22 protein-coding genes are annotated in these 22,361 nt (G+C 40.7%); 5 read left to right on the top strand and 17 right to left on the bottom strand.

The features are described 5' to 3' along the window. Nucleotides 1–8 precede the first annotated feature (8 nt). The 12 genes from NSQ79_RS04085 to add all read right to left on the bottom strand — a co-directional run bounded on the left by NSQ79_RS04085 (nt 9) and on the right by add (nt 11,577). On the bottom strand, nt 9–140 hold the full coding sequence (locus tag NSQ79_RS04085; RefSeq protein ID WP_002885174.1) for a teichoic acid D-Ala incorporation-associated protein DltX: 132 nt from the start codon (nt 138–140) through the stop codon (nt 9–11). 175 nt (nt 141–315) lie between these two features. Then, nucleotides 316–2,064, bottom strand: a complete 1,749-nt coding sequence (locus NSQ79_RS04080) for an ABC transporter ATP-binding protein (RefSeq protein WP_014634614.1) — start codon at nt 2,062–2,064, stop codon at nt 316–318. Then, nucleotides 2,054–3,793, bottom strand: coding sequence for an ABC transporter ATP-binding protein (locus NSQ79_RS04075; protein ID WP_060972473.1), 1,740 nt, complete (start codon nt 3,791–3,793; stop codon nt 2,054–2,056). Before NSQ79_RS04075 ends, NSQ79_RS04080 begins: the two co-directional genes overlap by 11 nt. Nucleotides 3,794–3,823: 30 nt before the next feature. Further along, nucleotides 3,824–4,435 (bottom strand): lysozyme family protein, encoded by a 612-nt coding sequence (locus NSQ79_RS04070; RefSeq protein WP_201712360.1) that lies wholly within the window; start codon nt 4,433–4,435, stop codon nt 3,824–3,826. Nucleotide 4,436: 1 nt separating this feature from the next. Continuing rightward, entirely contained in the window at nt 4,437–5,414 is a 978-nt protein-coding gene (locus NSQ79_RS04065; protein WP_004182031.1) for a nucleoid-associated protein, read from the bottom strand. Between the two features lie 5 nt (nt 5,415–5,419). Next, nucleotides 5,420–6,670, bottom strand: a complete 1,251-nt coding sequence (gene glyA / locus NSQ79_RS04060; protein WP_201712361.1) for a serine hydroxymethyltransferase — start codon at nt 6,668–6,670, stop codon at nt 5,420–5,422. A gap of 131 nt (nt 6,671–6,801) precedes the next feature. Next, nucleotides 6,802–7,239: a GNAT family N-acetyltransferase gene (locus NSQ79_RS04055; RefSeq protein WP_048790438.1), complete on the bottom strand. Its 438-nt coding sequence runs from the start codon at nt 7,237–7,239 to the stop codon at nt 6,802–6,804. A gap of 1 nt (nt 7,240) precedes the next feature. Further along, nucleotides 7,241–7,852, bottom strand: coding sequence for an L-threonylcarbamoyladenylate synthase (locus NSQ79_RS04050; protein ID WP_129852270.1), 612 nt, complete (start codon nt 7,850–7,852; stop codon nt 7,241–7,243). Further along, nucleotides 7,839–8,672: a peptide chain release factor N(5)-glutamine methyltransferase gene (gene prmC / locus NSQ79_RS04045; protein WP_129852271.1), complete on the bottom strand. Its 834-nt coding sequence runs from the start codon at nt 8,670–8,672 to the stop codon at nt 7,839–7,841. The genes NSQ79_RS04050 and prmC overlap by 14 nt, the downstream gene beginning before the upstream one ends. Beyond that, a complete protein-coding gene (gene prfA, locus NSQ79_RS04040; protein ID WP_004182370.1) occupies nt 8,669–9,748 on the bottom strand; it encodes a peptide chain release factor 1 in 1,080 nt (359 codons plus the stop codon). Before prfA ends, prmC begins: the two co-directional genes overlap by 4 nt. 37 nt (nt 9,749–9,785) lie before the next feature. Further along, complete coding sequence (locus tag NSQ79_RS04035; RefSeq protein ID WP_021144015.1) at nt 9,786–10,382, bottom strand: thymidine kinase; 597 nt, start codon at nt 10,380–10,382, stop codon at nt 9,786–9,788. Between the two features lie 184 nt (nt 10,383–10,566). Continuing rightward, nucleotides 10,567–11,577 carry an adenosine deaminase gene (gene add, locus NSQ79_RS04030; protein WP_339313901.1) on the bottom strand — a complete coding sequence of 337 codons (1,011 nt, stop codon included), beginning with the start codon at nt 11,575–11,577 and terminating at the stop codon, nt 10,567–10,569. Nucleotides 11,578–11,751: 174 nt separating this feature from the next. On the opposite strand from add, the gene yghU reads away from it, so the two are divergent. From yghU to NSQ79_RS04010, 4 genes are all read left to right on the top strand, one after another. After that, a complete protein-coding gene (gene yghU, locus NSQ79_RS04025) occupies nt 11,752–12,540 on the top strand; it encodes a glutathione-dependent disulfide-bond oxidoreductase (protein ID WP_070655777.1) in 789 nt (262 codons plus the stop codon). 80 nt (nt 12,541–12,620) lie between these two features. Beyond that, nucleotides 12,621–13,565, top strand: a complete 945-nt coding sequence (locus tag NSQ79_RS04020) for a bifunctional oligoribonuclease/PAP phosphatase NrnA (protein ID WP_060972466.1) — start codon at nt 12,621–12,623, stop codon at nt 13,563–13,565. Continuing rightward, the gene (locus NSQ79_RS04015; protein ID WP_175062618.1) at nt 13,552–14,484 is read left to right on the top strand and encodes an FAD:protein FMN transferase; all 933 of its coding nucleotides are present in this window, start codon (nt 13,552–13,554) and stop codon (nt 14,482–14,484) included. Before NSQ79_RS04020 ends, NSQ79_RS04015 begins: the two co-directional genes overlap by 14 nt. 105 nt (nt 14,485–14,589) lie before the next feature. Then, complete coding sequence (locus NSQ79_RS04010) at nt 14,590–14,832, top strand: type B 50S ribosomal protein L31 (protein WP_003093591.1); 243 nt, start codon at nt 14,590–14,592, stop codon at nt 14,830–14,832. A gap of 126 nt (nt 14,833–14,958) precedes the next feature. On the opposite strand, the gene NSQ79_RS04005 is transcribed toward NSQ79_RS04010, so the two are convergent. The 5 genes from NSQ79_RS04005 to gyrA form a co-directional block, all read right to left on the bottom strand. Beyond that, complete coding sequence (locus NSQ79_RS04005) at nt 14,959–16,221, bottom strand: NRAMP family divalent metal transporter (protein WP_164332277.1); 1,263 nt, start codon at nt 16,219–16,221, stop codon at nt 14,959–14,961. A gap of 140 nt (nt 16,222–16,361) precedes the next feature. Then, nucleotides 16,362–17,330, bottom strand: a complete 969-nt coding sequence (locus tag NSQ79_RS04000) for a DUF1002 domain-containing protein (protein WP_013990439.1) — start codon at nt 17,328–17,330, stop codon at nt 16,362–16,364. Nucleotides 17,331–17,444: 114 nt separating this feature from the next. Further along, nucleotides 17,445–17,846, bottom strand: coding sequence for a VOC family protein (locus NSQ79_RS03995; RefSeq protein WP_013990438.1), 402 nt, complete (start codon nt 17,844–17,846; stop codon nt 17,445–17,447). 37 nt (nt 17,847–17,883) lie between these two features. After that, nucleotides 17,884–18,645 (bottom strand): class A sortase, encoded by a 762-nt coding sequence (locus NSQ79_RS03990; RefSeq protein WP_004182093.1) that lies wholly within the window; start codon nt 18,643–18,645, stop codon nt 17,884–17,886. Continuing rightward, nucleotides 18,645–21,113, bottom strand: coding sequence for a DNA gyrase subunit A (gene gyrA / locus NSQ79_RS03985; protein ID WP_004182125.1), 2,469 nt, complete (start codon nt 21,111–21,113; stop codon nt 18,645–18,647). The genes NSQ79_RS03990 and gyrA overlap by 1 nt, the downstream gene beginning before the upstream one ends. Before the next feature lie 220 nt (nt 21,114–21,333). On the opposite strand from gyrA, the gene NSQ79_RS03980 reads away from it, so the two are divergent. Beyond that, nucleotides 21,334–22,320, top strand: a complete 987-nt coding sequence (locus tag NSQ79_RS03980; protein WP_004182359.1) for an L-lactate dehydrogenase — start codon at nt 21,334–21,336, stop codon at nt 22,318–22,320. The last annotated feature ends 41 nt before the right edge of the window (nt 22,321–22,361 follow it).

The raw sequence follows: 22,361 nt of genomic DNA, 5'->3' as shown, positions 1-22,361 counted from the left end.
TATTCTTCCTAAAATTCGTTATAGATAAAATTACCTTGACCTTGTCCTAGGTAATTGTAGAGATAAATTAGGGCCATAAAAATGGCGAAATAAAGCAAGGTTTGTCCTAAAAACACTAGGACGTTTTTATGTTTTAACATTCTAATTTTCGATACCTTTTTTTATATAATATCCTCTTTAGTTTACCATCTTATCAGTATTTTTTCCAATAAAAAAGAAAAAATAACTAAATTTCATTTCTTTTTCATTAATAAGCTTCCGTGATAAATGATTGGCTAAAATCATAAAAAACAGAGCTTAAAAGCTCTGTCGGATTTAACTATTTTGTGTCTTTTGGGCCGTCTGCATACGATAGTACATTCCCTTAGCTTGCATCAGTTGTTCATGGGTTCCGTGTTCAACGATATCTCCATTATTCATGACCAAAATAAGGTCCGCATTCTCTATGGTAGATAATCGATGGGCAATGATGAAACTTGTTCGACATTTCATTAATTTAGCGAAGGCCTCTTGAATGAGAAGCTCTGTACGAGTATCGATACTAGAAGTGGCTTCATCCAAAATTAAGATTTTAGGCACATTGACAAATATGCGAGCAATGGTCAAAAGCTGACGTTGTCCCTGAGAAAGGGATTGCCCCGCATCATTCAAGTAGGTGTCGTAGCCTTGAGGCAACTGCTGAATAAAGAAATCAGCATTGGCAGCCTTGGCCGCTGCTATGACTTCTTCACGACTGGCTTCTGGATTTCCATAGGCAATATTATCATGAATAGTGCCGACCTCAAGCCAAGTTTCCTGCAAAACCATCCCAATCTGTTTCCGAAGACTCTCACGAGTATAATCTGTAATAGGTCTACCGTCCAGTAGAATGTTCCCCTTGTCCAAATCATAGAAACGCATAAGTAGGTTAATCAAGGTAGATTTCCCCGCTCCTGTTGGACCAACAATGGCAACAGTACTTGCGGCAGGGATATCAATGCTCAAATCCTTGATAAGAGGTTTATTAGGCAAATAGCCAAATTGGACATGGTCAAATTGAAAACGTCCCTGCACATCTGCTTCTTCCAAGACCGCCTTACCTGTTTCTGTTATTTCCTCTTCATCCAATATCATATAAAGGCGATCAGCACAGGCCAAAGCACTTTGAAGTTCAGATAGAACAGATGAGATATCATTAAAAGGTTTGGTATACTGGGTGACATAATTTAGGAAGGTAGTCAATTGTCCCACTGTAAAAGCGCCACCCGACATGATTCGATAAGCACCAACACCTGCAATGAGAGCATAGATTAGACTATTAACAAAACGTGTAGCTGGGTTAACCGCTGACGAATAAAAGATAGCACCCTGTGAATAATCAGCATACTTACCATTGACGTCTTTAAAACTCCTAACCATCTGGTCTTGAGCATTTAGACTCTGTACTAAAGCTTCTTGAGTCAGACTTTCCTCAATCAACTGAGTCTGCACACCTCGCCATTTAGTTTGATTGCGATAGAGTTGATAGCTCTTCTTTGCGATAAAACGTGCCACAAGCATTGACAGAGGCGTCATCACTAGAACTAAGAGCATCATGAACCAGTCTAACCGAGCCATGGTAATGATTATGACAAAGATAGTCAAAAGCCCAACGAAAAATTGGTTAAAGACCATGAGAAGTCCGTTGTTTAACTGATCGCTATCTGTAGTCACACGGCTAACCATGTCTCCAGTTCCTTGACGATCAAGGTAACTAAGTGGCATAGCATGAATTTTCATCATGACTCGTTCACGTAAACTTTCGCTATATGAATAAATTAATCGATTATAAATCAAAGGGTTAAGCCACTGGATTGCACTATTAGCTAAGATAACTACAAGCATCTGCCAAATTAAACGTGACATCAATAGAACGGCGTTCATCTTAAGAACAGCGTCCACTGCATCACCAATTAAGATAGGTAAGTAAACCGTTAAGGCAACTTGAATAATGGTCCCAACAGTTGCTAAGGCAAAGAGGTAGCGCTGACTTAAGATATCTCTACTTAAACGTTTAAGCGTTGATTTATTATTTCTAGCCTTCATCAGCGACCTCCTTTTGATGTTGAGAATAATGAATGTCTTGATAGAGTTTATTTGTGGCAAGCAATTCTTCATGATTACCCAAGCCAACTTGATGTCCCTTATCAAGCACCAAAATTTGATCAACAGCTTTTAGACTATTTGTTCTTTGCGAAATAATAATCAGACTCGTTGATTTAAGATTGTCTCTGATAGCCGCTAGTAAGCGACTTTCAGTCAAGTAATCTAGGGCTGAGGTGGAGTCATCCAAAATCAAGAATGGTGCTGGTCTCATCAGCGCACGCGCAATAGTCAAACGTTGACGTTGACCCCCCGAAAAATTACGGCCAAATGACTCAACTGGCTCATCTAAACCAAGGTCCTTATCCCTTACAAAATCAGCAGCCTGAGCCATGTCAAGCGCATGCCAGAGTTCTTGCTCACTCGGTTCGTGGTCAAGCCCTAATGACAAGTTTGAACGAATGGTTCCTCTAAATAACTCAGCTTTTTGCGGGACATAGGCAACCCAAGAACGCCACTCTTTAAGATTTTTTGGTGATTTTTGATCTTTGAAAATAGCTAATGAACCAATCTGAGGCTGATATAAGTTCATGATTAAGTTCACCAATGTCGATTTACCCGAACCTGTACCACCAATAATACCTAGTGACTGACCTTGAGTAAGACTTACATGAATCTCTTGGAGTGATGGCGAACTAGCTGTAGGATAGGTAAAGGTCATCTGATCAATAGCTAGCACTGTAGAAGCCTGACTAGAAGTTCGGACTTCTAAAGGTGCTTCAATATCCTCATCTTGGAGTTCAAAAATAGCTTTTACCCGTTTCGCTGAAATAAAACTTTGGTTTAGATTGGTCAACATCATGGCTAATTTAAGGAGCTCCGTCAAAATTTGCAAGAGATAATTGACCAGAGCAATCAGCATCCCTTGAGACAAAAGGCCAGCTTGAATTTGCAGATTTCCCTGCCAAAGGATAGCAATCAAGGTCATATTAACAACCAAGAAAGTCAAAGGACTAATGAGACTTGCTATCACTCCTGTTTTGAGCTGCCACTTCTTCAAGTCTTTATTGACGGCAGTAAAATTATCTAATTCACGCTCACTCCGATCAAAAGCCCGAATAACCCTCATACCTTCAAGTTGTTGACGCGTATTGGTAACAATTGATTCATTAATCACTCGAATCTTGGCGTATAAAGGATTGACGATGCGACTTGCTATTACAATAATAAGGGTCAATACCAAGACCATGCCAAGAAACCAAATGGTCAAGCGTGGACTGATTCGGAATGCCATAATAATGGCTCCCGTCACGATAATCGGTGCCCTCAAAAAGAGCCTCAAAAATTGATTGATGCCCGTTTGGATTTGAAAGGTATCACCAGTCAAACGTGTCACCAAACTTGACGTTCCAATCTCATCCCGCTTTTCCTTTGATAAACGCATGATCTTCGCATACAAATCATTGGTTAAACCTCGGGCATAGCCAACTGCTGCTCTGGATGAAAAATACTGTGCTGAAATAGCAACAACAACCCCAATAACGGCAAGTCCGAACAAGAGAAAAATCATCATAAACAGATGATTTTGGTCTTTATTTGGAATAGTTGTGTCGACAATTCCAGCAATCACTAGAGGGACCAAGAGTTCGAAACTGGCTTCGATTAATTTAAAAGCGGGTCCCAGGATACTGTCTTTGACGTATCCTCTAAAATAAACTAATAATGCTTTCATTTGTCTTTCCTAAGTTTAACGTCCTTACTCTTAGAGGCGTGAGAACATACGCATCAAAAAGAGATTAAACTGTACTTCCTTAGCGTAGTAAATATTTCCGCCATTTGTATAAAGTTTTCCGCCACCATAGTACATGGCAACCGGTTGGTAATAGGTGTATGTTTGCCCACTGGTGTTTCCTAGACTCGGAGCAACGACATTTTTAGAGTAAGCCTTTGCGAGTTCGACGGTGTTCACTCCACCATTATCAGCCACATAATCGATATAGGCCTTACCAAAATTATAGGCTTGTACTGCTGTCCAAGGATCCACCTTATGGTGGGCAGCTTCTTCCAGATTTTCCGACAGCACCGTCACCCCTTGACGAATACTCTCTTTTCGATCTGTTATGGAGTTGGTCACCCCTGTAGAACTTTCACTGGACTGCATCACGTCATCTGTCTTCCCCTTGGTTTCTGTGTAGATCATAGCCAGAACCAAATCGACATTGGTTGTATTATCAATGTCGTCCTCTGCCAAAACCTCCTTAACCATGAATTCATAGGTTAAGACATGTTGAATATTGGCATGGATTCGATAGCATTGGATAACTATGATAAGGACTACGACAAAAACCGCCAGACGTCTTATCCATTTAAACATATTATTTATTGATGATATCCTCGATATTTTTGATGAGAATAGAGTAGGTGCCATCAGGATTTTGAATAAACTCAACACTATCAGCATCCTGATACACATTATTAGGCACAATTAACTCAATTCCGTTCGATAACGATAATTTTTGATTCTCTAATTTCTTAATTTGACGCGAATGGTCAATATCTGATACCGAGATAGGCTCAGGTATGGCCTCTTTGAGCTCATCAACGAAGGTCAAACGAGCTGTCAAATTATTATCAAAGAGCTGGTCTGCCAATTTTTCAGGTGATAACTCTTGGTCTTCTTCCAAATTATTGAAAATAGCAGATTTCATTTTTCCTTGGAAGTTAAAGTCATCCTGATTAAAATTCTCAGCAATCTTCTGGGCAGTGTCTTCAACCATCTTAATCGATTTCTTGACAGATTGTTCAGGCTGGACTTGCAACAGATTTTCAGAGAAATAATTGGCAAAGCTTCCATTATGCTTGATTCGCTTTTCAATCAAATAATACTGCTTACTACTACGATTGATTACCAAAGCTTCATCAGGTGTCTGGGCCGCAGAAGGCAAATTATTTTGTGACAATTGAATAGGATGTTGGCTATCTCCCAAAGAATGAATCAAACTATCCTTGAGTGCAATACGCAAGAAAGCAAAATATTCTTGCCCTTCTTTGTCAAACTGAATAAAGACCAAATCATTGGTCTTTTGATCTTCAGAAATGACAAATTCTTCCTTCCAAAGTTGGGCAATCTTGACTGAGCTTTCCATCAAGTCATCTCCTAGATGACTGATGAAAACATTCTCTGCATCGAAATAGCCACGTTTAGCCTCATCTGAGAAAACTTTAGAGAGTTTCTTTCGAAAATACTCATCTAAGCGTGGCGTTATTTCAAGAGGCCCCTCTGCTAAAACCAGCTCCGTATCATTTGGCGAAAACTGGTGAATGATAATGCGTTTAATATATAAATCTAACATAGTTTTTAATAAAGTGGGAAAGCATCTGTAAGAGCTTTAACTTCTCCACGAATGCGTTCCAAAACTTCAGGTTTATCGTGATTTTCCAAAGCTTCAACCATTAATTCAGCAATTTTACGGCTCTCAGCTTCACCCATACCACGACTTGTAATGGCTGGACTACCAACACGGATACCTGATGTCTTGAATGGAGACAATTGCTCGTAAGGAATACCATTCTTATTCAAAGTAATATTAACTTCTTCAAGAACGTTTTGTGCAACTTTACCATTTTCAACAACTTTAGTAACATCAACCAAGAAGAGGTGATTGTTAGTGCCACCTGAGATAACACGGAAATCTGGATGTTGATTGAAAACGTCAGCCATGGCAGCAGCATTCTTGATAACATTTTCCCCATATTCCTTAAAGGCAGGATCAAGTGCCTCTTTAAGAGCAACAGCCTTAGCAGCAATAACGTGTTCCAATGGTCCACCTTGCAAACCAGGGAAAACCGCAGAATTCAATTTCTTAGCGATATCTTCATCATCAGTCAAAATCAAACCTCCACGAGGACCACGAAGTGTCTTGTGGGTTGTTGTTGTTGTCACATGTGCATGAGGAACTGGACTTGGATGATGACCAGACGCTACAAGACCTGCAATGTGAGCCATATCTACCATGAGGTAAGCACCTACAGCATCAGCAATTTCACGGAATTTAGCAAAATCAATAATACGTGAGTAAGCTGAAGCCCCAGCAACGATGAGTTTTGGTTGTACTTCTTTAGCTTGAGCAAGAATAGCATCGTAATCAAGGAGTTCAGTTTCTTTATCAACGTTGTAAGCCACAAAGTTATAGGTCTTACCAGAGAAGCTAACTGGTGCACCATGTGTCAAGTGTCCTCCCGCTGACAAATCCATTCCCATAACCGTATCACCTGGTTGGATCAAAGACATGTAAACTGCTGCATTGGCTTGACTACCTGAGTGAGGTTGCACGTTGGCAAATTTTGCTCCAAAAAGTTCTTTGGCACGCTCAATAGCAAGAGACTCGACCACATCAATCACGTCTGTACCACCATAGTAACGTTTACCTGGATAGCCTTCTGCGTACTTGTTAGTCAAGAGAGTTCCTTGAGCAGCCATTACTGCTTTAGATACCACGTTCTCAGAGGCAATCAACTCAATATTGTTTTGCTGACGTTCTGCCTCAGCATCGATGGCGTTCCATAGTTCAGGGTCAAATCCTTTGTAATCTTCTTTATCAAAAATCATAGAGGTCTCCTTTGAGGTCTAATGGGGTTCAATCAACTCACCCACATACAGTTGGAAATTATCTCACACTTCCATAGGTCTCTGTTAGTCATTTATTCTCTGGTCAACTCGGGTAGAGCCGCCAATAAGTCTTATCCTTTTGTCAATTTAATAAACCGTTTCTGCATCTTATCACAAGTATAACCTACTTTTTCATAAAATGCATGCGCACCCAGACGATGGTCTGCAGAATTTAAGCGAATAAACTCATAACCGCGTCTTTTTGTTTCTTGCTCCAACCCTTCAAGTAAAATTTTACCGATCCCCATCCCTTGTCTTTGAGGTAAAACTGCTAAAGCCAAGATATTAAATCCTGCATTGGAATAGAGACATTCATAAACCTCTGCATGAACGTAGCCAAGGAGTTCATGACTACCATCATCCTCATAACCTAGTAGAAAATGATGTGGGTCTTTGGATAATCTAGCTAGTTGACTAGCCGTTTCCTCTGAACTAAAAGCATAACCTAAAGCCTCTTTGTTAATCTCACAAATTGCTTCAACATCTGACGCTATCAAATCACGTAGCATGTTATACCTCCTCGAAAGGGATTTTTGGTAGCTTGGCAAGAATGTCTTCTTGAGTGATAGAACCTTGCCGTAAAATTTTCACCTTGTTGCCAGACAAATCCAAAATTGTCGAATCTACACCTAACAAGGCATCATCATCTTGATAGCCAGTCACCTGAAAATCAAATTGGTCTCTTATTTGGTCAAAATAACGACCACTAGCCTTCCCAGACTTATTGGCTGAGGGACCAATTAAAGGACCTTCCGCTTGAATCAGTTCTCTAGTGACAGGATGGTCTGGCAAACGGAAGCCAACTGTCGCCAAACCTGAATTAATCCATCTAGGTACTTGATCATTAGCTTTTAAGATGATGGTCAGAGGTCCAGGCAAAAAAGCATCATACAATTGTTTTAAATACTTGGGCTGCTCTTTCGAATAAGACAAGATATCTTCATAAGAAGCAACATTCAAATTCATGGCTTTATCTCTAGGACGATTTTTCAGCTCATAGACATGGTTTACAGCACTCTCATCCATAGCCTTAGCAAATAGACCATAGACAGTCTCTGTAGGAAGAACAACTGCACCACCGTCAGCCAAGATTTCTCTTAATATTTTCTTACTTTTCATCATCCATCACGACCATTCTATCTTGTCCAAATTGGTCCTTAAGGACACGCACTCGCTTATCAGGAAAATGTAGAGACAAGAGTTTCTTCAAATCCTGGCCCTGCTTATAGCCAATTTCAAAGTAGAGCTTTCCACTAGGAGTCAAATACTTATCTGCCTCCTCAATAATCTGTCTATAAATGGCAAGTCCCTCTTCATCAGCAAACAAGGCCATCTTTGGCTCGCTAGCCAGGACATTGAGCCCAACTTCGTTCTTATCATTTTCAGAAATATAGGGAGGATTTGACACAATGATATCAAAACTACCAGAAATATTTTCGAAAACATCTGATTGAACAAAGCTGATGGCTACCTGATTTAGCTTAGCATTCTCCTGGGCAAGCTCTAGCGCATCCACTGATAAGTCACTAGCTGTTACTTGCCAAAGAGGACGACTCTTTTTCATGGATACCGAAATTGCACCACTCCCAGTTCCAATATCAAGAACCTTAAGCTCTGTGCTTGGGTTCTCCGCTAAAATCAAGTCCACTAATTCCTCAGTTTCAGGACGTGGAATCAAGACACGCTCATCAACCTGAAAACGTAAGCCATGAAAGTCTTCATAGCCCAAGATATACTGGGCAGGCTGGTGATTCTTTAGTTGGCTAAATGCATGAGCTAATAGCTCAGCATCCTCCTCTGAAACTTCCTGACGCAATTGAAGAACAAAATGAGTCAGGTCCCATTGCTTCAAACCACGATAAACAAAGGAAAGGGCCTCTGGCTCTTCTCCAACAGCCTCAAGCTGCTTTTCATAGTCAGCCAGAACATCCGCTAAAATCATTTGTTAAGCTCTTCCAATTTTTGAGTTTGATCGTAAAGAACAAGAGCATCAATGACTTCATCCATTTTCCCAGCCAAAATCGTATCTAATTTTTGAAGGGTCAAACCAATACGGTGATCCGTTACACGGTTTTGTGGGAAGTTGTAAGTACGGATACGCTCTGAACGGTCCCCTGTACCAACAGTAGATTTACGCTCAGCATCTTGTTCATCTTGAGCAATCTGTGCAAAGTGGTCCGCAACACGCGCACGGATAATCTTCATGGCTTTATCACGGTTCTTCTGTTGTGTACGTTCTTCTTGCATCTCTACTTTGATTCCAGTAGGAATGTGAACCATACGAACCGCAGTCGCAACCTTATTGACGTTCTGACCACCGGCACCAGAAGCGTGATAGATATCGACACGAAGGTCCTTAGGATCAATTTCGTACTCTACTTCTTCAACTTCTGGCATAACCAAAACAGTTGCTGTCGAGGTATGAACACGACCTTGGCTCTCAGTCACAGGCACACGTTGCACACGGTGTGCTCCAGATTCATATTTGAGTTTAGAGTAGACTGATTGTCCTGAAACCATGGCAACCACTTCTTTGATACCACCAACACCATTGTAAGAGGCTTCCATGACCTCGAAGCGCCAACCTTGTGTTTCTGCGTATTTTTGGTACATAGCTAAAAGGTCACCTGCAAACAAGGCAGCTTCATCACCACCTGCAGCCCCACGGATTTCAAGGATGATATTCTTGTCATCATTAGGGTCCTTTGGCAAGAGAAGAATTTTCAAACGTTCTTCGTACTCTTCTTTAGCAGCTTTGGATTCTTTGAGTTCTTCCTTAGCCATTTCTTCCAAGTCAGGATCACCACTTGCTTCCTTAATCATCTCTTCAGCATCTGAGATACTTTGGATGACTTGCTTGTACTCACGGTAAGCTGTCACTGTTTCACGAGTATTTGCCTCTTCACGTGACAACTCCATGAAGCGTTTAGTGTCTGAAACGACTTCAGGGTCACTAAGCAATTCACCCAATTCCTCATAACGGTCTTCAACCGCTTGTAACTGATCATAAATATTCATTTGTTATCTTTACTCCTTATATAACTAATAGTCGTTTTTAGGCCTTATTCAAAGGGATTATGTTTTCTTGAGGTGGATTAAACCAGTGCTTTCGGCAAACAGAGATATAACTCTCGTGTCCTCCAATTTGAACTTGTGCTCCCTCATAAACTGGCTTACCATCTTCCATACGAAGAACCATGGTTGCCTTTCTCGAGCAATAATGACAAATAGTCTTGATTTCATCAATCTTATCAGACAATAGCAAAAGATATTTAGAACCTTCAAAGAGATTGTTCTGAAAATCATTTTTGAGACCAAAAGCCATCACTGGGATATCTAACTCATCAACAATTCGTGCCAAATCATAGACATTCGCACGGGTCAAAAACTGTGCCTCATCAACTAAAACACAGTAAGGTCGTGGATCCATATTAGCAATGTAACCAAAAATATCCGTATCATCACCAATAGGATAGGCCTTCCGCTTCATGCCAATACGACTAGAGATATAGCCGACCCCATCTCGATTATCCAAACGACTGGTCAATAGTACCACTGGTTTTCCTTGTTCTTCGTAATTATAGGCAACCTTAAGAATCTCAATGGATTTCCCAGAATTCATGGTGCCGTAGCGAAAATAAAGTTGTGCCAAACCAGTCTCCTCTAAAATATGTATTGTACTTATTTTATCATAATTCCAAGCGTAAAAGGGAGGGAGACTGAACAATTTTTGAAAAAAGTTCGCCTCACTCCCTTATTTTTATAATAGGTTTGACTGATGTTCCAATTGGCTCAATTTTATCACCTTTATAAAGTTTCGCCAGTCTATTTACTTCCTATGAATAGGCTTTAGCCAATTTTTCAAGAAGTTCTGCTTTCTCCTCATCACTAGCAAATGACGCTTCGATTGCCGTCTTATTATGGGCATAGAAGTCTTGAACTGAGCTATCAAAATGCTTGTGATAGAGTTCGTACTCTTTGGTCAGGTTTGTATCAGAAACGGTACGATTGTCCGTATTAATAGTAATATTAGCACCTGCCGCTTTCATTTTTAGATAAGGAAAATCATCAACTGTAACGGCTGCCTTGGTCTGGAGATTACTTGTTAAACATAACTCTCCTGTGACACCATTTTTGACAAACTCTTCCAAAAGCTCAGGCTCTTGAGCCAAGATCGTTGCATGTCCATTACGCTTAATTCCCATGGCAATCGACTCAGCCAAAAAGGCGGGGCAGCCACACTCACCAGCATGGAAAGTCATCGGACGGTTGTAACTTTGGACTTGTTCAATTAGAGGTTTAATCGCTTTAGGTCCATAATGATGCTCATCTCCGGCAAAATCAAAACCAACAAAGTCACTATTTTCAACTTCATTTGCTTCATCAAGAATACGAGCCGTTAATTCTTGATCTGATTGGCGCATGCCACAAACTAGAGCCTTGGCTACAATACCAAATTCTTCTTGAGCTTGACGTAAGCCATGACAAACAGCATCAATGGTTTCAGCGACAGTCAATCCCTTATCCATCGACAATTCTGGAGCAAAACGCACTTCAATATAGATAACATTTTCAAGAGCAGCCTGTTTAGCAACATCATAAGCCGCAATGGTCAAAGCTTCCTTTGTTTGAAGCAAAGGACGAATATAATCAAAAGCCTCAAGATAATCTAGGAGACTCTCACAGGTAGCCGGTGCTGTCACATGGTGTTTGAGCTCCGCATCGTCCTCAGGTAACTCAATCTGTGCCAAGTCAGCTAGGTGGCGAATGGTTTCCAATGATAGAGAACCATCCAAATGGCAGTGTAGTTCTGTTTTAGCCAACTTATGAAAATCAATAGCAGTCATTCTTTTCTTCCTCTCTAAACAATATGTTTTTTATCAGATAAAAAATAATTTTTACTATCTTATCATTCTTATGGAAAAAGTCAAGGTGTCGCGCCTAATAGGACGTAGTCGATTCTTGAAATGCCATTAGCATTTTGTTAGGATGTAACTATCAAGAATACAAGGAGAAACTTTATGTCTGACTATATTTTACCAGAAGTTTGGGAAAACCCAACCTCTATGGGAGGTGCCTGGGGTGGCCTCAATCAACCTACAGCTGGTGCACGTTTTGAACAAACTTTACCTAAAGGTGACCAACCTTTCCAACTCTATACTCTTCCGACACCAAATGGTATCAAGGCAACTATCATGCTGGAAGAATTGAAAGAACTTGGTGTGACTCAAGCAGGTTATGATGCTTATCGTATTAAGATTGGCGATGGTGACCAATTTGGCTCAGACTTTGTTTCAATCAATCCAAACTCAAAGATTCCAGCCATGATGGATTACTCTGAAGACCAACCGGTTCGTGTCTTCGAATCAGCTAACATCCTCCTTTACTTGGCTGAAAAATTCGGCAAACTCATTCCAACTGATCACGCAAAACGTACGGAAGTTCTCAACTGGCTCTTTTGGCAAACAGGTGCTGCTCCTTTTCTAGGTGGTGGCTTTGGGCACTTCTTCCACTATGCACCTGAAAAAATCGAATATGCCATCAACCGTTTTGCCATGGAAGCCAAACGCCAACTTGACTTGCTTGATAAAGAATTAGCAACCAAACCTTATATTGCTGGTGATGAGTACACTATCGCTGATATCGCCATCTGGTCTTGGTATGGTCGTCTTGCTCAAGATAAGATTTGGGATAAGGCTGGTATTTTCCTTGATGTTAAAGAATACAAGCATCTTCAAGCTTGGACTGAAAAAATTGCCAACCGTCCAGCGGTTAAACGTGGACTTGAAGTTGACTATAAAGAGATCTAATTTTTATAACGGTTTGCCTAGGCCAACCGTTTTTCTATTGTTTCATGATATAATAGAAGCAAAATTATAAGGAGACATTCATGACTGTATTTCAAGCTATTTTAGAAAAAATCAAAGCCTACGACACTATTATTATTCACCGCCACCAAAGACCTGACCCTGATGCCATTGGTAGTCAGGTAGGACTGAAGGAAATTTTAAAAACAAACTTTCCAGATAAAAAGGTTCTTGCGGCAGGTGTCAATGAGCCTACCTTATCTTGGATTGCTGAGATGGATGAGGTAACTGACCAAGATTATGAAGGGGCGCTTGTTATTGTTACCGATACAGCCAACACCCCTCGTATCGACGACGACCGTTTTGATAAAGGTGACTTCCTTATCAAAATTGACCATCATCCTAATGATGATGCCTACGGTGATCTTCTACTTGTTGATACGACTGCTTCAAGTGCCAGCGAAATTGTGACTGACTGGGCCCTCAGCCTTGGACTTTCCTTGTCAGATGTTGCTGCTCGTGTTCTCTACAATGGTATTGTTGGCGATACAGGCCGCTTCCTATTTCCATCTACTACTCCTAAAACACTTCAAATCGCGGCTAAACTTCGTGAATACGACTTTGATTTTGCAGCAATGGCTCGTCGTATGGACAGTTTCCCTTTCAAAATTGCTAAACTACAAGGTTATGTTTTCGATAATCTAGAAGTTGATGAAAATGGTGCAGCTCGAGTTGTCTTGACACGAAAGATTTTGGATGAATTCAATGTCACTGATGCTGAAAGTTCTGCCATTGTTGGCACTCCAGGCCGTATTGATTGTGTCGAATCTTGGGCTATTTTCGTAGAGCAGCCTGAAGGACATTACCGTGTCCGTCTACGTAGTAAAAGCATTGTCATCAACGAGATTGCCAAACGCCATGATGGTGGCGGCCACCCACTTGCTAGTGGTGCCAATTCCTACAGCTTAGAAGAAAACGAACAAATCTATCAAGAAATCAAGGATACTGTTGCCCATGCAACTCACTAATCGTCGTGTACGTCTCATGGGAACTGTGATTGACGTCTCTATCTATCATGAAGAACCAGAACCCCTGCTAGACCAAGTTGAAGCACTTCTGCATACCTACAATAAGCGCTTCTCAGCCAATGACGACAGTTCCGAACTCATGAAAATTAACAAGGCAGCAGGCTTACATTCAGTGACAGTTCACCCAGAACTTTTTGAACTTATTTCTCTTGGAAAATGGCATAGCTGCCAACCTGGAAGTCACCTTAATATTGCTATTGGGCCTCTCATTCAGACTTGGCGTATTGGTTTTTCTGATGCTAAGCTGCCTCTTCCTGAAGAAATTCGTCCGCTCCTGGATATCATCAATCCCAATGCCATTCTTCTATCCGAGGAAAATCAAAGCGTTTTTCTTAAAGAAAAAGGGATGAAAATTGATCTTGGTGCTCTGGCAAAAGGATATATTGCAGATCGTATTGCAGATTTTCTTAAAGCTGAAAAAGTAACCAGTGCCCTAATCAATCTCGGAGGTAATGTCCTAACCTTTGGACCAGCTCTCCATAATCCTGACCACAAATGGCGAATTGGTATTCAAAATCCTAAGGAGACTAGAAACACAAATCTTATGGTGCTTGCTATAAGAGATCAGTCTGTTGTCACTTCGGGAATCTATGAACGAACTTTTGAGATAGATGGCAAAACCTACCATCATATTTTTGATAGCCAGACTGGTTATCCAGTCTCCAGTGACCTAGCCAGCCTTACCATTATTTCATCCCTCTCAGTGGATGGTGAAATTTGGACAACCCGCTTATTTGGCTCTAGTCTCGAACACATATTCCAAGAAGTTAGTTCACAAGCTGAGCTTGAAGCAATCATCGTTGATAAAGATAATCACTGCTTTCAGACAGGTGGCATTTACAAAATGCGAATTTCCTAAAAAATAGTAAAAAAGACTTGTCAAGAAGACCACCTTTTGATAAACTAAAATAGTTAAAAAAACTATGGTGCGGAAAGTACCATGGCAGAAAGGAAATATTTTAACATGAAAAAAGATATCCATCCAGATTACCGTCAAGTAGTATTCATGGACACAACTACTGGTTACCAATTCCTTAGCGGTTCAACTAAACACTCAAACGAAACAGTTGAATTCGAAGGTGAAACTTACCCACTTATCCGTGTAGAAATTTCATCAGATTCACACCCATTCTACACTGGCCGTCAAAAATTCACTCAAGCAGACGGACGCGTGGATCGTTTCAACAAAAAATACGGTCTCAAATAAGCAACATCTTGTTGTTAAGCCATTCCGATTGGAATGGCTTTTTTGTATGCTCTTGAGTATAAACTCTCCTACTCCCATCTTTATAAAATAAAAAAACAGCTTCCACATGGAAACCGTTTAATCCTATTAACCTGCTTTACCAATAGCCAAAGCCCAGATAAAGAAGAGAGCAAACCCAAACAAGAAGATCAAACCTGCGATAGCAAGTCCTTTCAACCAAATTGGAAGGTCTTTCTTCTCTTTAGTAACAAGTACGTAATTCAAAAGCGCAAAGAAAGGTGTTGTAAGGAATGAACCAATCATGGCGAAACGAAGCATGGTTGCTACTTGACCTTGGAAGAAGAAAATAATGATGAGACCAAGAATAGCTGTCAAGGTCATCCAAACATTCAAAGGTGTTTGATTTTTTTCTTTTTGGTTAAACAAAAGACGAAGAGAAATTTCGTTAACACGTGAGTAACCATCAATAACGGTAATTACAGTACCAAAGATACACAAGAAAGCGATAAAGGTAATCAAATAGCGTGACCACTCACCAAGCACTGATGCGTACATACCAACAAACTGTGCAATATACTTGGCTGATGCTGCTTCTACTGGCTTACCAGTTGGATACTGAATAAGAGCCCCGAGTGCTACAAAGAATACCGCAAGAATAGCTGTTCCGATGTAACCAACGTTAAAGTCAAAGAGGGCATCATCAGTGTTGAAATCAACAGTTTTCTTTTTCTCAGCTGACCAAAGTGAGTTAATGGCTGAAATTTCAATTGGTGCTGGCATCCATCCAAGAAGTGAAACGATAAATGGAAGGGCTGCGAGCTGCCATGGTGTTTTTTCAACGAAGTCAGCACTGTACTCAGGGTGTTTGATTGCCGCAATAATAACTGCTGCCACTGTTGCAATAGTCAAAGCTGACATGATCCATTTAGCCATACCATCAAGAAGTTTGTAACCACCAAAGAGTAACATACCCCAGATAATGGCAACCAAAATGATTGACCATGTGGTAATACTCAAACCAAGCATTGGAAAGGCACTAGCAATGATGGCTGAACAAAGAATAGAAACTCCCGCAGTATTAACCAAAGCTGAGAAAACATTCAAAATGAAGAATACCCAAAGATAGAATTTACCTTTCTCAGCATAACCTTCAACGAGGGTTTTACCTGTATCTGCGGTATACTCAGCACCAAAACGGAAGAACGGGTATTTAAAGAGGTTGGCAAGAATAACCAAGCCTAACAAGGCCCATCCATAAGAACCACCCGCTTGGGTTGATGAAACGATGTGGGAACCACCTACGGCCGCTGAAGCCATTAGGATACCGGGTCCCATTGCTTTTATTTTACTACGCCAGGTAGACTGACTAGATACACTTGTTTGTGACATAAGAGAATCTCCTAAAACAAATTTTCAGAATAATCTGAATTGATGTTTACCATTGTACACAATTGTTGGAATAATTTCAATAGCATTTCACATATTTTCTGAAAAATAGAAAAAAGCCATCCAAACGGATAGCTCTTTTACTATTTAGACAGTCCTGTAAAGAAATCTACGATAGCTTGCCAAATTTGTGCAAAGATATTTTTGCTGTTCTCAACCGCTTTGTTGGCATTAAAGTTTAGGTTGATTCCAGAGAAGGTATTACCAGCTTTCGAAACGATAGAATCTTTAAGTGAACTCAAGGTTGACTTAAAGCTAGCACTATCAATGATTGAAGACTTAGATAAATTCATAGCAAAATTCACCAGAAGGTTAATTTGCGTATCAGAAAGATCCAAGTTGTAATTATTGATAGTCTGCTGAACAATCGTTTTAGCTTGGTCTTCAGTCAACTTATCCCCTTTATCAGCAACTGCTGACTTAATATCAGTCATAGCTACATTAAGCTTGTCCGCATCATAGTCACTCTTGCCTGAATTTTCCTCATTAATTTGAGAAAGGGTTTTAAGTTCCTCTTGCGCAAGCTCTTTGCTTTCATCTGAGACCTTAGCCCCATTTTGCTCAAGGGAATAGTAAATACCAGCCAAGGCACTTTCTCCAGTAACTGCGATTGGTGCTGCTACCGTAATCTTGGCGTGTTCGATACCAAGTGTCGTGGCAGCATTACGGTACATATCTGGAGTGATTTTCGTGATATTTTGCGGTGTCACAATCTCTACACTCAAGGTTTCCTTAGCACCTAGCTTAGCAATCTTAACCGAAGAATATAGCTGAAGACTAGAATCATCTGCAACGTTCATAATATTCGCATATGCAGATGTCGTCAAGGTCTTGACATTAGTATCCTTACTACTGTCATACCCTAACAAATTCAAGGTTTCATTTCGCTGCTCTTCCGACAATGAATAACCCATCACATAGTCTGGTTGAACATAAGATTCATCAATAACCTTTTGGACTTGCGATGAGGTTGCTGCTTGCGCAACCGAAGTGAAGGCTGTTACTGAAGCCAATAAAGCCATCCCAGTAACAAGAAGTTTTTTCAATTTCATGTGTGTTTCCTTTCGAAAATAGAATATTATTCCATAATCTCCTAAAGGACGACTGGCTATGAGTCCAATCGTGAATTTATTATACCATGACTTAAAAAATTAAGGTCAAAAAAACTACTCGTGCAATTCCAAGGGAAGACCATCTGGATCAGCAAAGAAAGTCATCTTTTCACCGGTAAAAGTGTCCTTGCGAACTGGTTGGCAGGAAATACCCTTTTGTTCTAACTCTTTGACAACCTCTTCAATATTAGTCACTCTAAAAGCTAAATGACGTAAGCCACAGGCCTCAGGATAAGACGGACGTTTAGGTGGCTCCACATAGTTCGAATCACTGGTCTTATTGCCAAAGATTTCAAGTGCTATATCTCCACAACGTAGGTCTAACTTATAATCATGACGTTCTGGACGGTGATTTTCCCGAATAATCTCAAAACCAAGTTTATTGACATAAAAATCTCGAGACAACTCATAATCAGAAACAATAATAGCAACATGGTGCACTGTATTTAAAAACATATTTTCCTCCATAGAAAAAGGCCCGAAGGCCCCTTTCTTAACTTTGAAATTGATTGTATGACTTATTAAAGGCCTCAATAATATCTGAACTTGCCTTGTCAAAATCTACCTGGGATTTCAATTCACCTTTGACGATTGTACGCTGAGTTGCTTCAGCATCCGTACAAGTTACCAAAGTAACTTCAGACTTGCCTGGTGTATCATCAACCACTGCTACTTCAGTTGGTTGGACAACCTTGACCTCACTAATGACATAAGTATAAACCTTATTTTTATCCGTAAGATAAATCTTCATGCCTTCCTTAGCCTTATCTAGTGGTGAAAATAGCATGTCAGATGCACCAGCAATACCAAAGACGTGGTGACTAGCTAGTGAATAGTTATTTTCACCACCCATGACTTGGTCTTCTTTCATAGTTCCTGCACCGTAAGTCAACTCAGTATTGCCAAGTCCTTTGAAAATAGGGAGATTAATACCTACCTCTGGAATGGCAATACCACCAACGACAGGAAGTTCTTGAGCATCCATCTGTGCTTGTAAGACAGACTCTGTGCTAATTGATTTAACGGTATCAAAGTCAAAGCTCGTCTTAGCTTCCTTGTTTTTCTCAATAGTCTTTTTAGAAACCTTGCTCACTTGATACTTATTTGTATTCCAAGCAATTACTGTGTTTCGAATAGACTTATTGAAAATCAAGGCTAAACCAACAACCAAGAGAACAACAATCAACACCCAGCGAAGAATATCCAGCCACTTACGGCGTCTTTTTGTTGCTTTATTTTTCTTATCTTTGCTCATTAGTTGTCACCACTTTCTTGGTCTTCGGAAGCTTGTTCTACTTCTTCTGGTTCAACTAAAGCAAAGGTTACAATACGAGCAGAGTCATCCAAACGCATGACCTTAACCCCTTGAGTTGCACGACCAGTTTGAGAGATATTAGCAACGGCAGTACGGATGATAACACCTGTATCTGTGATGACCATGATATCCTCATCACCAGACACTGTGACAATACCTGCTAGGTTACCATTCTTCTCTGTGATATTAGCAGTCTTGATACCTTTACCACCACGTCCCTTCGTTGGGTATTCAGTAGCTGAGGTACGCTTACCGTAACCTTTTTCAGTGATAATCAAGACTTCTTGGTCTTCTGTAATGGCAGCTGCACCAACAACTTGGTCACCATCACGAAGAGTTACCCCTTTAACACCGGCAGCCATACGGCTCATGCTTCGAATAGTGTCTTCTTTGAAGCGTACACTGTAACCAAATTTGGTACCAATGACAATTTCTTCATTACCTGTAGTCAAGAAGACATTGATTAGCTCGTCACCTTCTCTAAGTTTCAAGGCAATCAAGCCATTTTGACGGATGTTCTTAAATTCTGCTTCTTTGGTACGTTTAACCAGACCTTGGCGAGTTACAAAGACAAGGTGATTATTTTCAGAAGCTTCATCACTCTTAGCGTTAATGACCGTTTGAATGGTCTCACCTTCGTCCAACTTCAAGAGATTGACAATAGGTAAGCCTTTGGCTGTACGGCCATACTCAGGGATTTCATACCCCTTGAGACGGTATACACGCCCCTTATTGGTCATGAAGTAAAGGTGATCATGAGTGCTTGTTGAGACAATATCTCGAACAAAGTCATCATCGTTAACACCAGTACCTTGAACACCACGTCCTCCACGTTTTTGTGAACGGAACTCGTCTTGGGCTAAACGTTTAATATACCCCTTGTTTGAAAGAGTGATAACAACATCTTCTTCTTCGATGAGATCTTCATCTTCAAGAGAAACGACTTCTCCGACCATAAGCTCTGTACGACGAGCATCTGCGAATTTACGCTTGCTTTCGTCCAATTCTTCCTTGATGATAGCAATGACACGTTCTGGTTTTTCCAAAATATCAGCTAAATCAGCAATCAAGGCAAGGAGATCATTGTACTCATTTTGAATCTTATCACGTTCCAAACCTGTCAAACGACGCAAACGCATATCAAGAATGGCTTGACTTTGACGTTCCGTAAGTTCGAAGCGAGCCATCAAGTCAGCTTGAGCCTCTGCATCAGTTTGACTGTTACGGATAATCGTAATCACTTCATCCAAATAATCAAGAGCAATCAGCAAACCTTCTAAAATGTGGGCACGTGCTTCAGCCTTATCCTTGTCAAACTGTGTACGACGAACCACAACTTCTTGTTGGTGCGCAATATAGTCAGCCAAGATTTGACGCAAGGAAAGGATTTTAGGAACACCCTTTTCAATGGCCAACATGTTGAAGCTAAAGTTAGTCTGAAGTTGCGTTAATTTGAACAAATTATTCAAGATAACATTGGCCGAAGCATCACGACGCACTTCGATGACAAAGCGTACCCCTTCACGAGATGACTCGTCACGGACTGCTGTAATCCCCTCAATACGTTTTTCTTGGGCTAAACGCACGATATGTTCATGAACCTTGGTCTTATTGACCATGTAAGGAAACTCAGTGACAACAATACGCTCACGACCTGATTTAGTTGTTTCAATTTCGGTACGCGAACGAAGGACAATAGAACCCTTACCAGTCTCATAAGCACGGTGAATACCAGATTTCCCCATGACCAAACCTCCAGTTGGGAAGTCGGGTCCAGGAAGGACTTCCATCAGTTCACGTGTTGTGACTTCAGGATTATCCATCATCAATTTGACAGCATCAATCGTTTCAGCCAAATTGTGTGGTGGAATGTTAGTTGCCATACCAACGGCAATCCCTGTCGCACCATTGACAAGAAGGTTGGGAATACGTGACGGAAGAACAATTGGTTCACGTTCTGATCCATCATAGTTATCTTGAAAATCTACGGTATTCTTGTTAAGATCACGTAGCATTTCCAAGGCGATTTTAGACATACGCGCCTCAGTATAACGCTGAGCGGCAGCCCCATCTCCGTCCATAGAACCAAAGTTCCCGTGACCATCAACCAACATGTAACGGTAGCTCCACCATTGTGCCATACGGACCATGGCTTCATAGATAGATGAATCCCCGTGTGGGTGATATTTACCCATGACATCCCCGGTGATACGGGCAGATTTTTTATGCGGCTTATCAGGTGTCACCCCAAGCTCATTCATTCCATAAAGAATACGACGTTGTACAGGTTTTAAACCGTCACGAACATCTGGAAGAGCACGAGACACGATAACACTCATGGCATAATCGATAAAGCTCGTCTTCATCTCAGACGTCAAATTAACGTCAATTAAATTATTATCTTGCACTCTAAAAATGCCTCTTTTCTTTCATTCAAATCATTCCAAACTCTAATAAAAGAGTATAGAAGATTTCTATAATATTATACCATAAAACGCTTTATTTTTCAGTTGTGTAAAACGCTTTCATCCATTATTTACTTAATATTTCGTGACATCCATCACTTAAAGTGGTAGAATAAGCAGTGTATGGGGTAACCCAATTAAAAAAAAGGAGATGTTTAGACCCATGACTGCAACTAAACAACACAAAAAAGTCATCCTCGTTGGTGACGGTGCCGTAGGTTCATCTTACGCTTTCGCACTTGTAAACCAAGGTATCGCTCAAGAACTTGGTATCATCGAAATTCCACAATTGTTCGAAAAAGCTGTTGGTGATGCGCTTGACCTTAGCCACGCGCTTGCTTTCACTTCACCTAAAAAAATCTACGCAGCTAAATACGAAGACTGTGCGGATGCTGACCTTGTAGTTATCACTGCTGGTGCTCCACAAAAACCAGGTGAAACTCGTCTTGATCTTGTTGGTAAAAACCTTGCTATCAACAAATCTATCGTTACTCAAGTTGTTGAATCAGGCTTCAAAGGAATCTTCCTTGTAGCAGCTAACCCAGTTGACGTATTGACTTACTCAACATGGAAATTCTCAGGATTCCCTAAAGAACGCGTTATCGGTTCAGGTACTTCACTTGACTCAGCTCGTTTCCGTCAAGCACTTGCTGAAAAACTTGATGTTGACGCTCGTTCAGTTCACGCCTACATCATGGGTGAACACGGTGACTCAGAATTTGCCGTTTGGTCACACGCTAACATCGCCGGTGTAAACCTTGAAGAATTCCTTAAAGATACTCAAAACGTTCAAGAAGCTGAATTGGTTGAATTGTTCGAAGGTGTTCGTGATGCCGCTTACACAATCATCAACAAAAAAGGTGCTACATACTATGGTATCGCCGTAGCTCTTGCTCGTATCACTAAAGCTATTCTTGACGATGAAAATGCAGTACTTCCATTGTCTGTATTCCAAGAAGGTCAATATGGTGTAAGCAACGTCTTTATCGGTCAACCTGCTATCGTAGGTGCACACGGTATCGTACGTCCAGTGAACATCCCATTGAACGATGCTGAACAACAAAAAATGAAAGCTTCTGCTGATGAATTGCAAGCTATCATTGATGAAGCATGGAAAAACCCTGAGTTCCAAGAAGCTTCAAAAAACTAATTTGACATTAGTTAAATAAAAGTCTCCAGTAGGAGGCTTTT

The organism is Streptococcus sp. FSL W7-1342, from assembly GCF_037966635.1.
GTDB lineage: Bacteria > Bacillota > Bacilli > Lactobacillales > Streptococcaceae > Streptococcus > Streptococcus salivarius_D.
This window is presented reverse-complemented; position numbering and strand designations above follow the sequence as displayed.

What these genes read in the sequence shown, in the direction of transcription:
- NSQ79_RS04085 (WP_002885174.1), bottom strand. Translation starts at nt 140, where the DNA reads ATGTTAAAACATAAAAACGTCCTAGTGTTTTTAGGACAAACCTTGCTT.
- NSQ79_RS04080 (WP_014634614.1), bottom strand. Translation starts at nt 2,064, where the DNA reads ATGAAGGCTAGAAATAATAAATCAACGCTTAAACGTTTAAGTAGAGAT.
- NSQ79_RS04075 (WP_060972473.1), bottom strand. Translation starts at nt 3,793, where the DNA reads ATGAAAGCATTATTAGTTTATTTTAGAGGATACGTCAAAGACAGTATC.
- NSQ79_RS04070 (WP_201712360.1), bottom strand. Translation starts at nt 4,435, where the DNA reads ATGTTTAAATGGATAAGACGTCTGGCGGTTTTTGTCGTAGTCCTTATC.
- NSQ79_RS04065 (WP_004182031.1), bottom strand. Translation starts at nt 5,414, where the DNA reads ATGTTAGATTTATATATTAAACGCATTATCATTCACCAGTTTTCGCCA.
- glyA (WP_201712361.1), bottom strand. Translation starts at nt 6,670, where the DNA reads ATGATTTTTGATAAAGAAGATTACAAAGGATTTGACCCTGAACTATGG.
- NSQ79_RS04055 (WP_048790438.1), bottom strand. Translation starts at nt 7,239, where the DNA reads ATGCTACGTGATTTGATAGCGTCAGATGTTGAAGCAATTTGTGAGATT.
- NSQ79_RS04050 (WP_129852270.1), bottom strand. Translation starts at nt 7,852, where the DNA reads ATGATGAAAAGTAAGAAAATATTAAGAGAAATCTTGGCTGACGGTGGT.
- prmC (WP_129852271.1), bottom strand. Translation starts at nt 8,672, where the DNA reads ATGATTTTAGCGGATGTTCTGGCTGACTATGAAAAGCAGCTTGAGGCT.
- prfA (WP_004182370.1), bottom strand. Translation starts at nt 9,748, where the DNA reads ATGAATATTTATGATCAGTTACAAGCGGTTGAAGACCGTTATGAGGAA.
- add (WP_339313901.1), bottom strand. Translation starts at nt 11,577, where the DNA reads ATGACTGCTATTGATTTTCATAAGTTGGCTAAAACAGAACTACACTGC.
- yghU (WP_070655777.1), top strand. Translation starts at nt 11,752, where the DNA reads ATGTCTGACTATATTTTACCAGAAGTTTGGGAAAACCCAACCTCTATG.
- NSQ79_RS04020 (WP_060972466.1), top strand. Translation starts at nt 12,621, where the DNA reads ATGACTGTATTTCAAGCTATTTTAGAAAAAATCAAAGCCTACGACACT.
- NSQ79_RS04015 (WP_175062618.1), top strand. Translation starts at nt 13,552, where the DNA reads ATGCAACTCACTAATCGTCGTGTACGTCTCATGGGAACTGTGATTGAC.
- NSQ79_RS04010 (WP_003093591.1), top strand. Translation starts at nt 14,590, where the DNA reads ATGAAAAAAGATATCCATCCAGATTACCGTCAAGTAGTATTCATGGAC.
- NSQ79_RS04005 (WP_164332277.1), bottom strand. Translation starts at nt 16,221, where the DNA reads ATGTCACAAACAAGTGTATCTAGTCAGTCTACCTGGCGTAGTAAAATA.
- NSQ79_RS04000 (WP_013990439.1), bottom strand. Translation starts at nt 17,330, where the DNA reads ATGAAATTGAAAAAACTTCTTGTTACTGGGATGGCTTTATTGGCTTCA.
- NSQ79_RS03995 (WP_013990438.1), bottom strand. Translation starts at nt 17,846, where the DNA reads ATGTTTTTAAATACAGTGCACCATGTTGCTATTATTGTTTCTGATTAT.
- NSQ79_RS03990 (WP_004182093.1), bottom strand. Translation starts at nt 18,645, where the DNA reads ATGAGCAAAGATAAGAAAAATAAAGCAACAAAAAGACGCCGTAAGTGG.
- NSQ79_RS03980 (WP_004182359.1), top strand. Translation starts at nt 21,334, where the DNA reads ATGACTGCAACTAAACAACACAAAAAAGTCATCCTCGTTGGTGACGGT.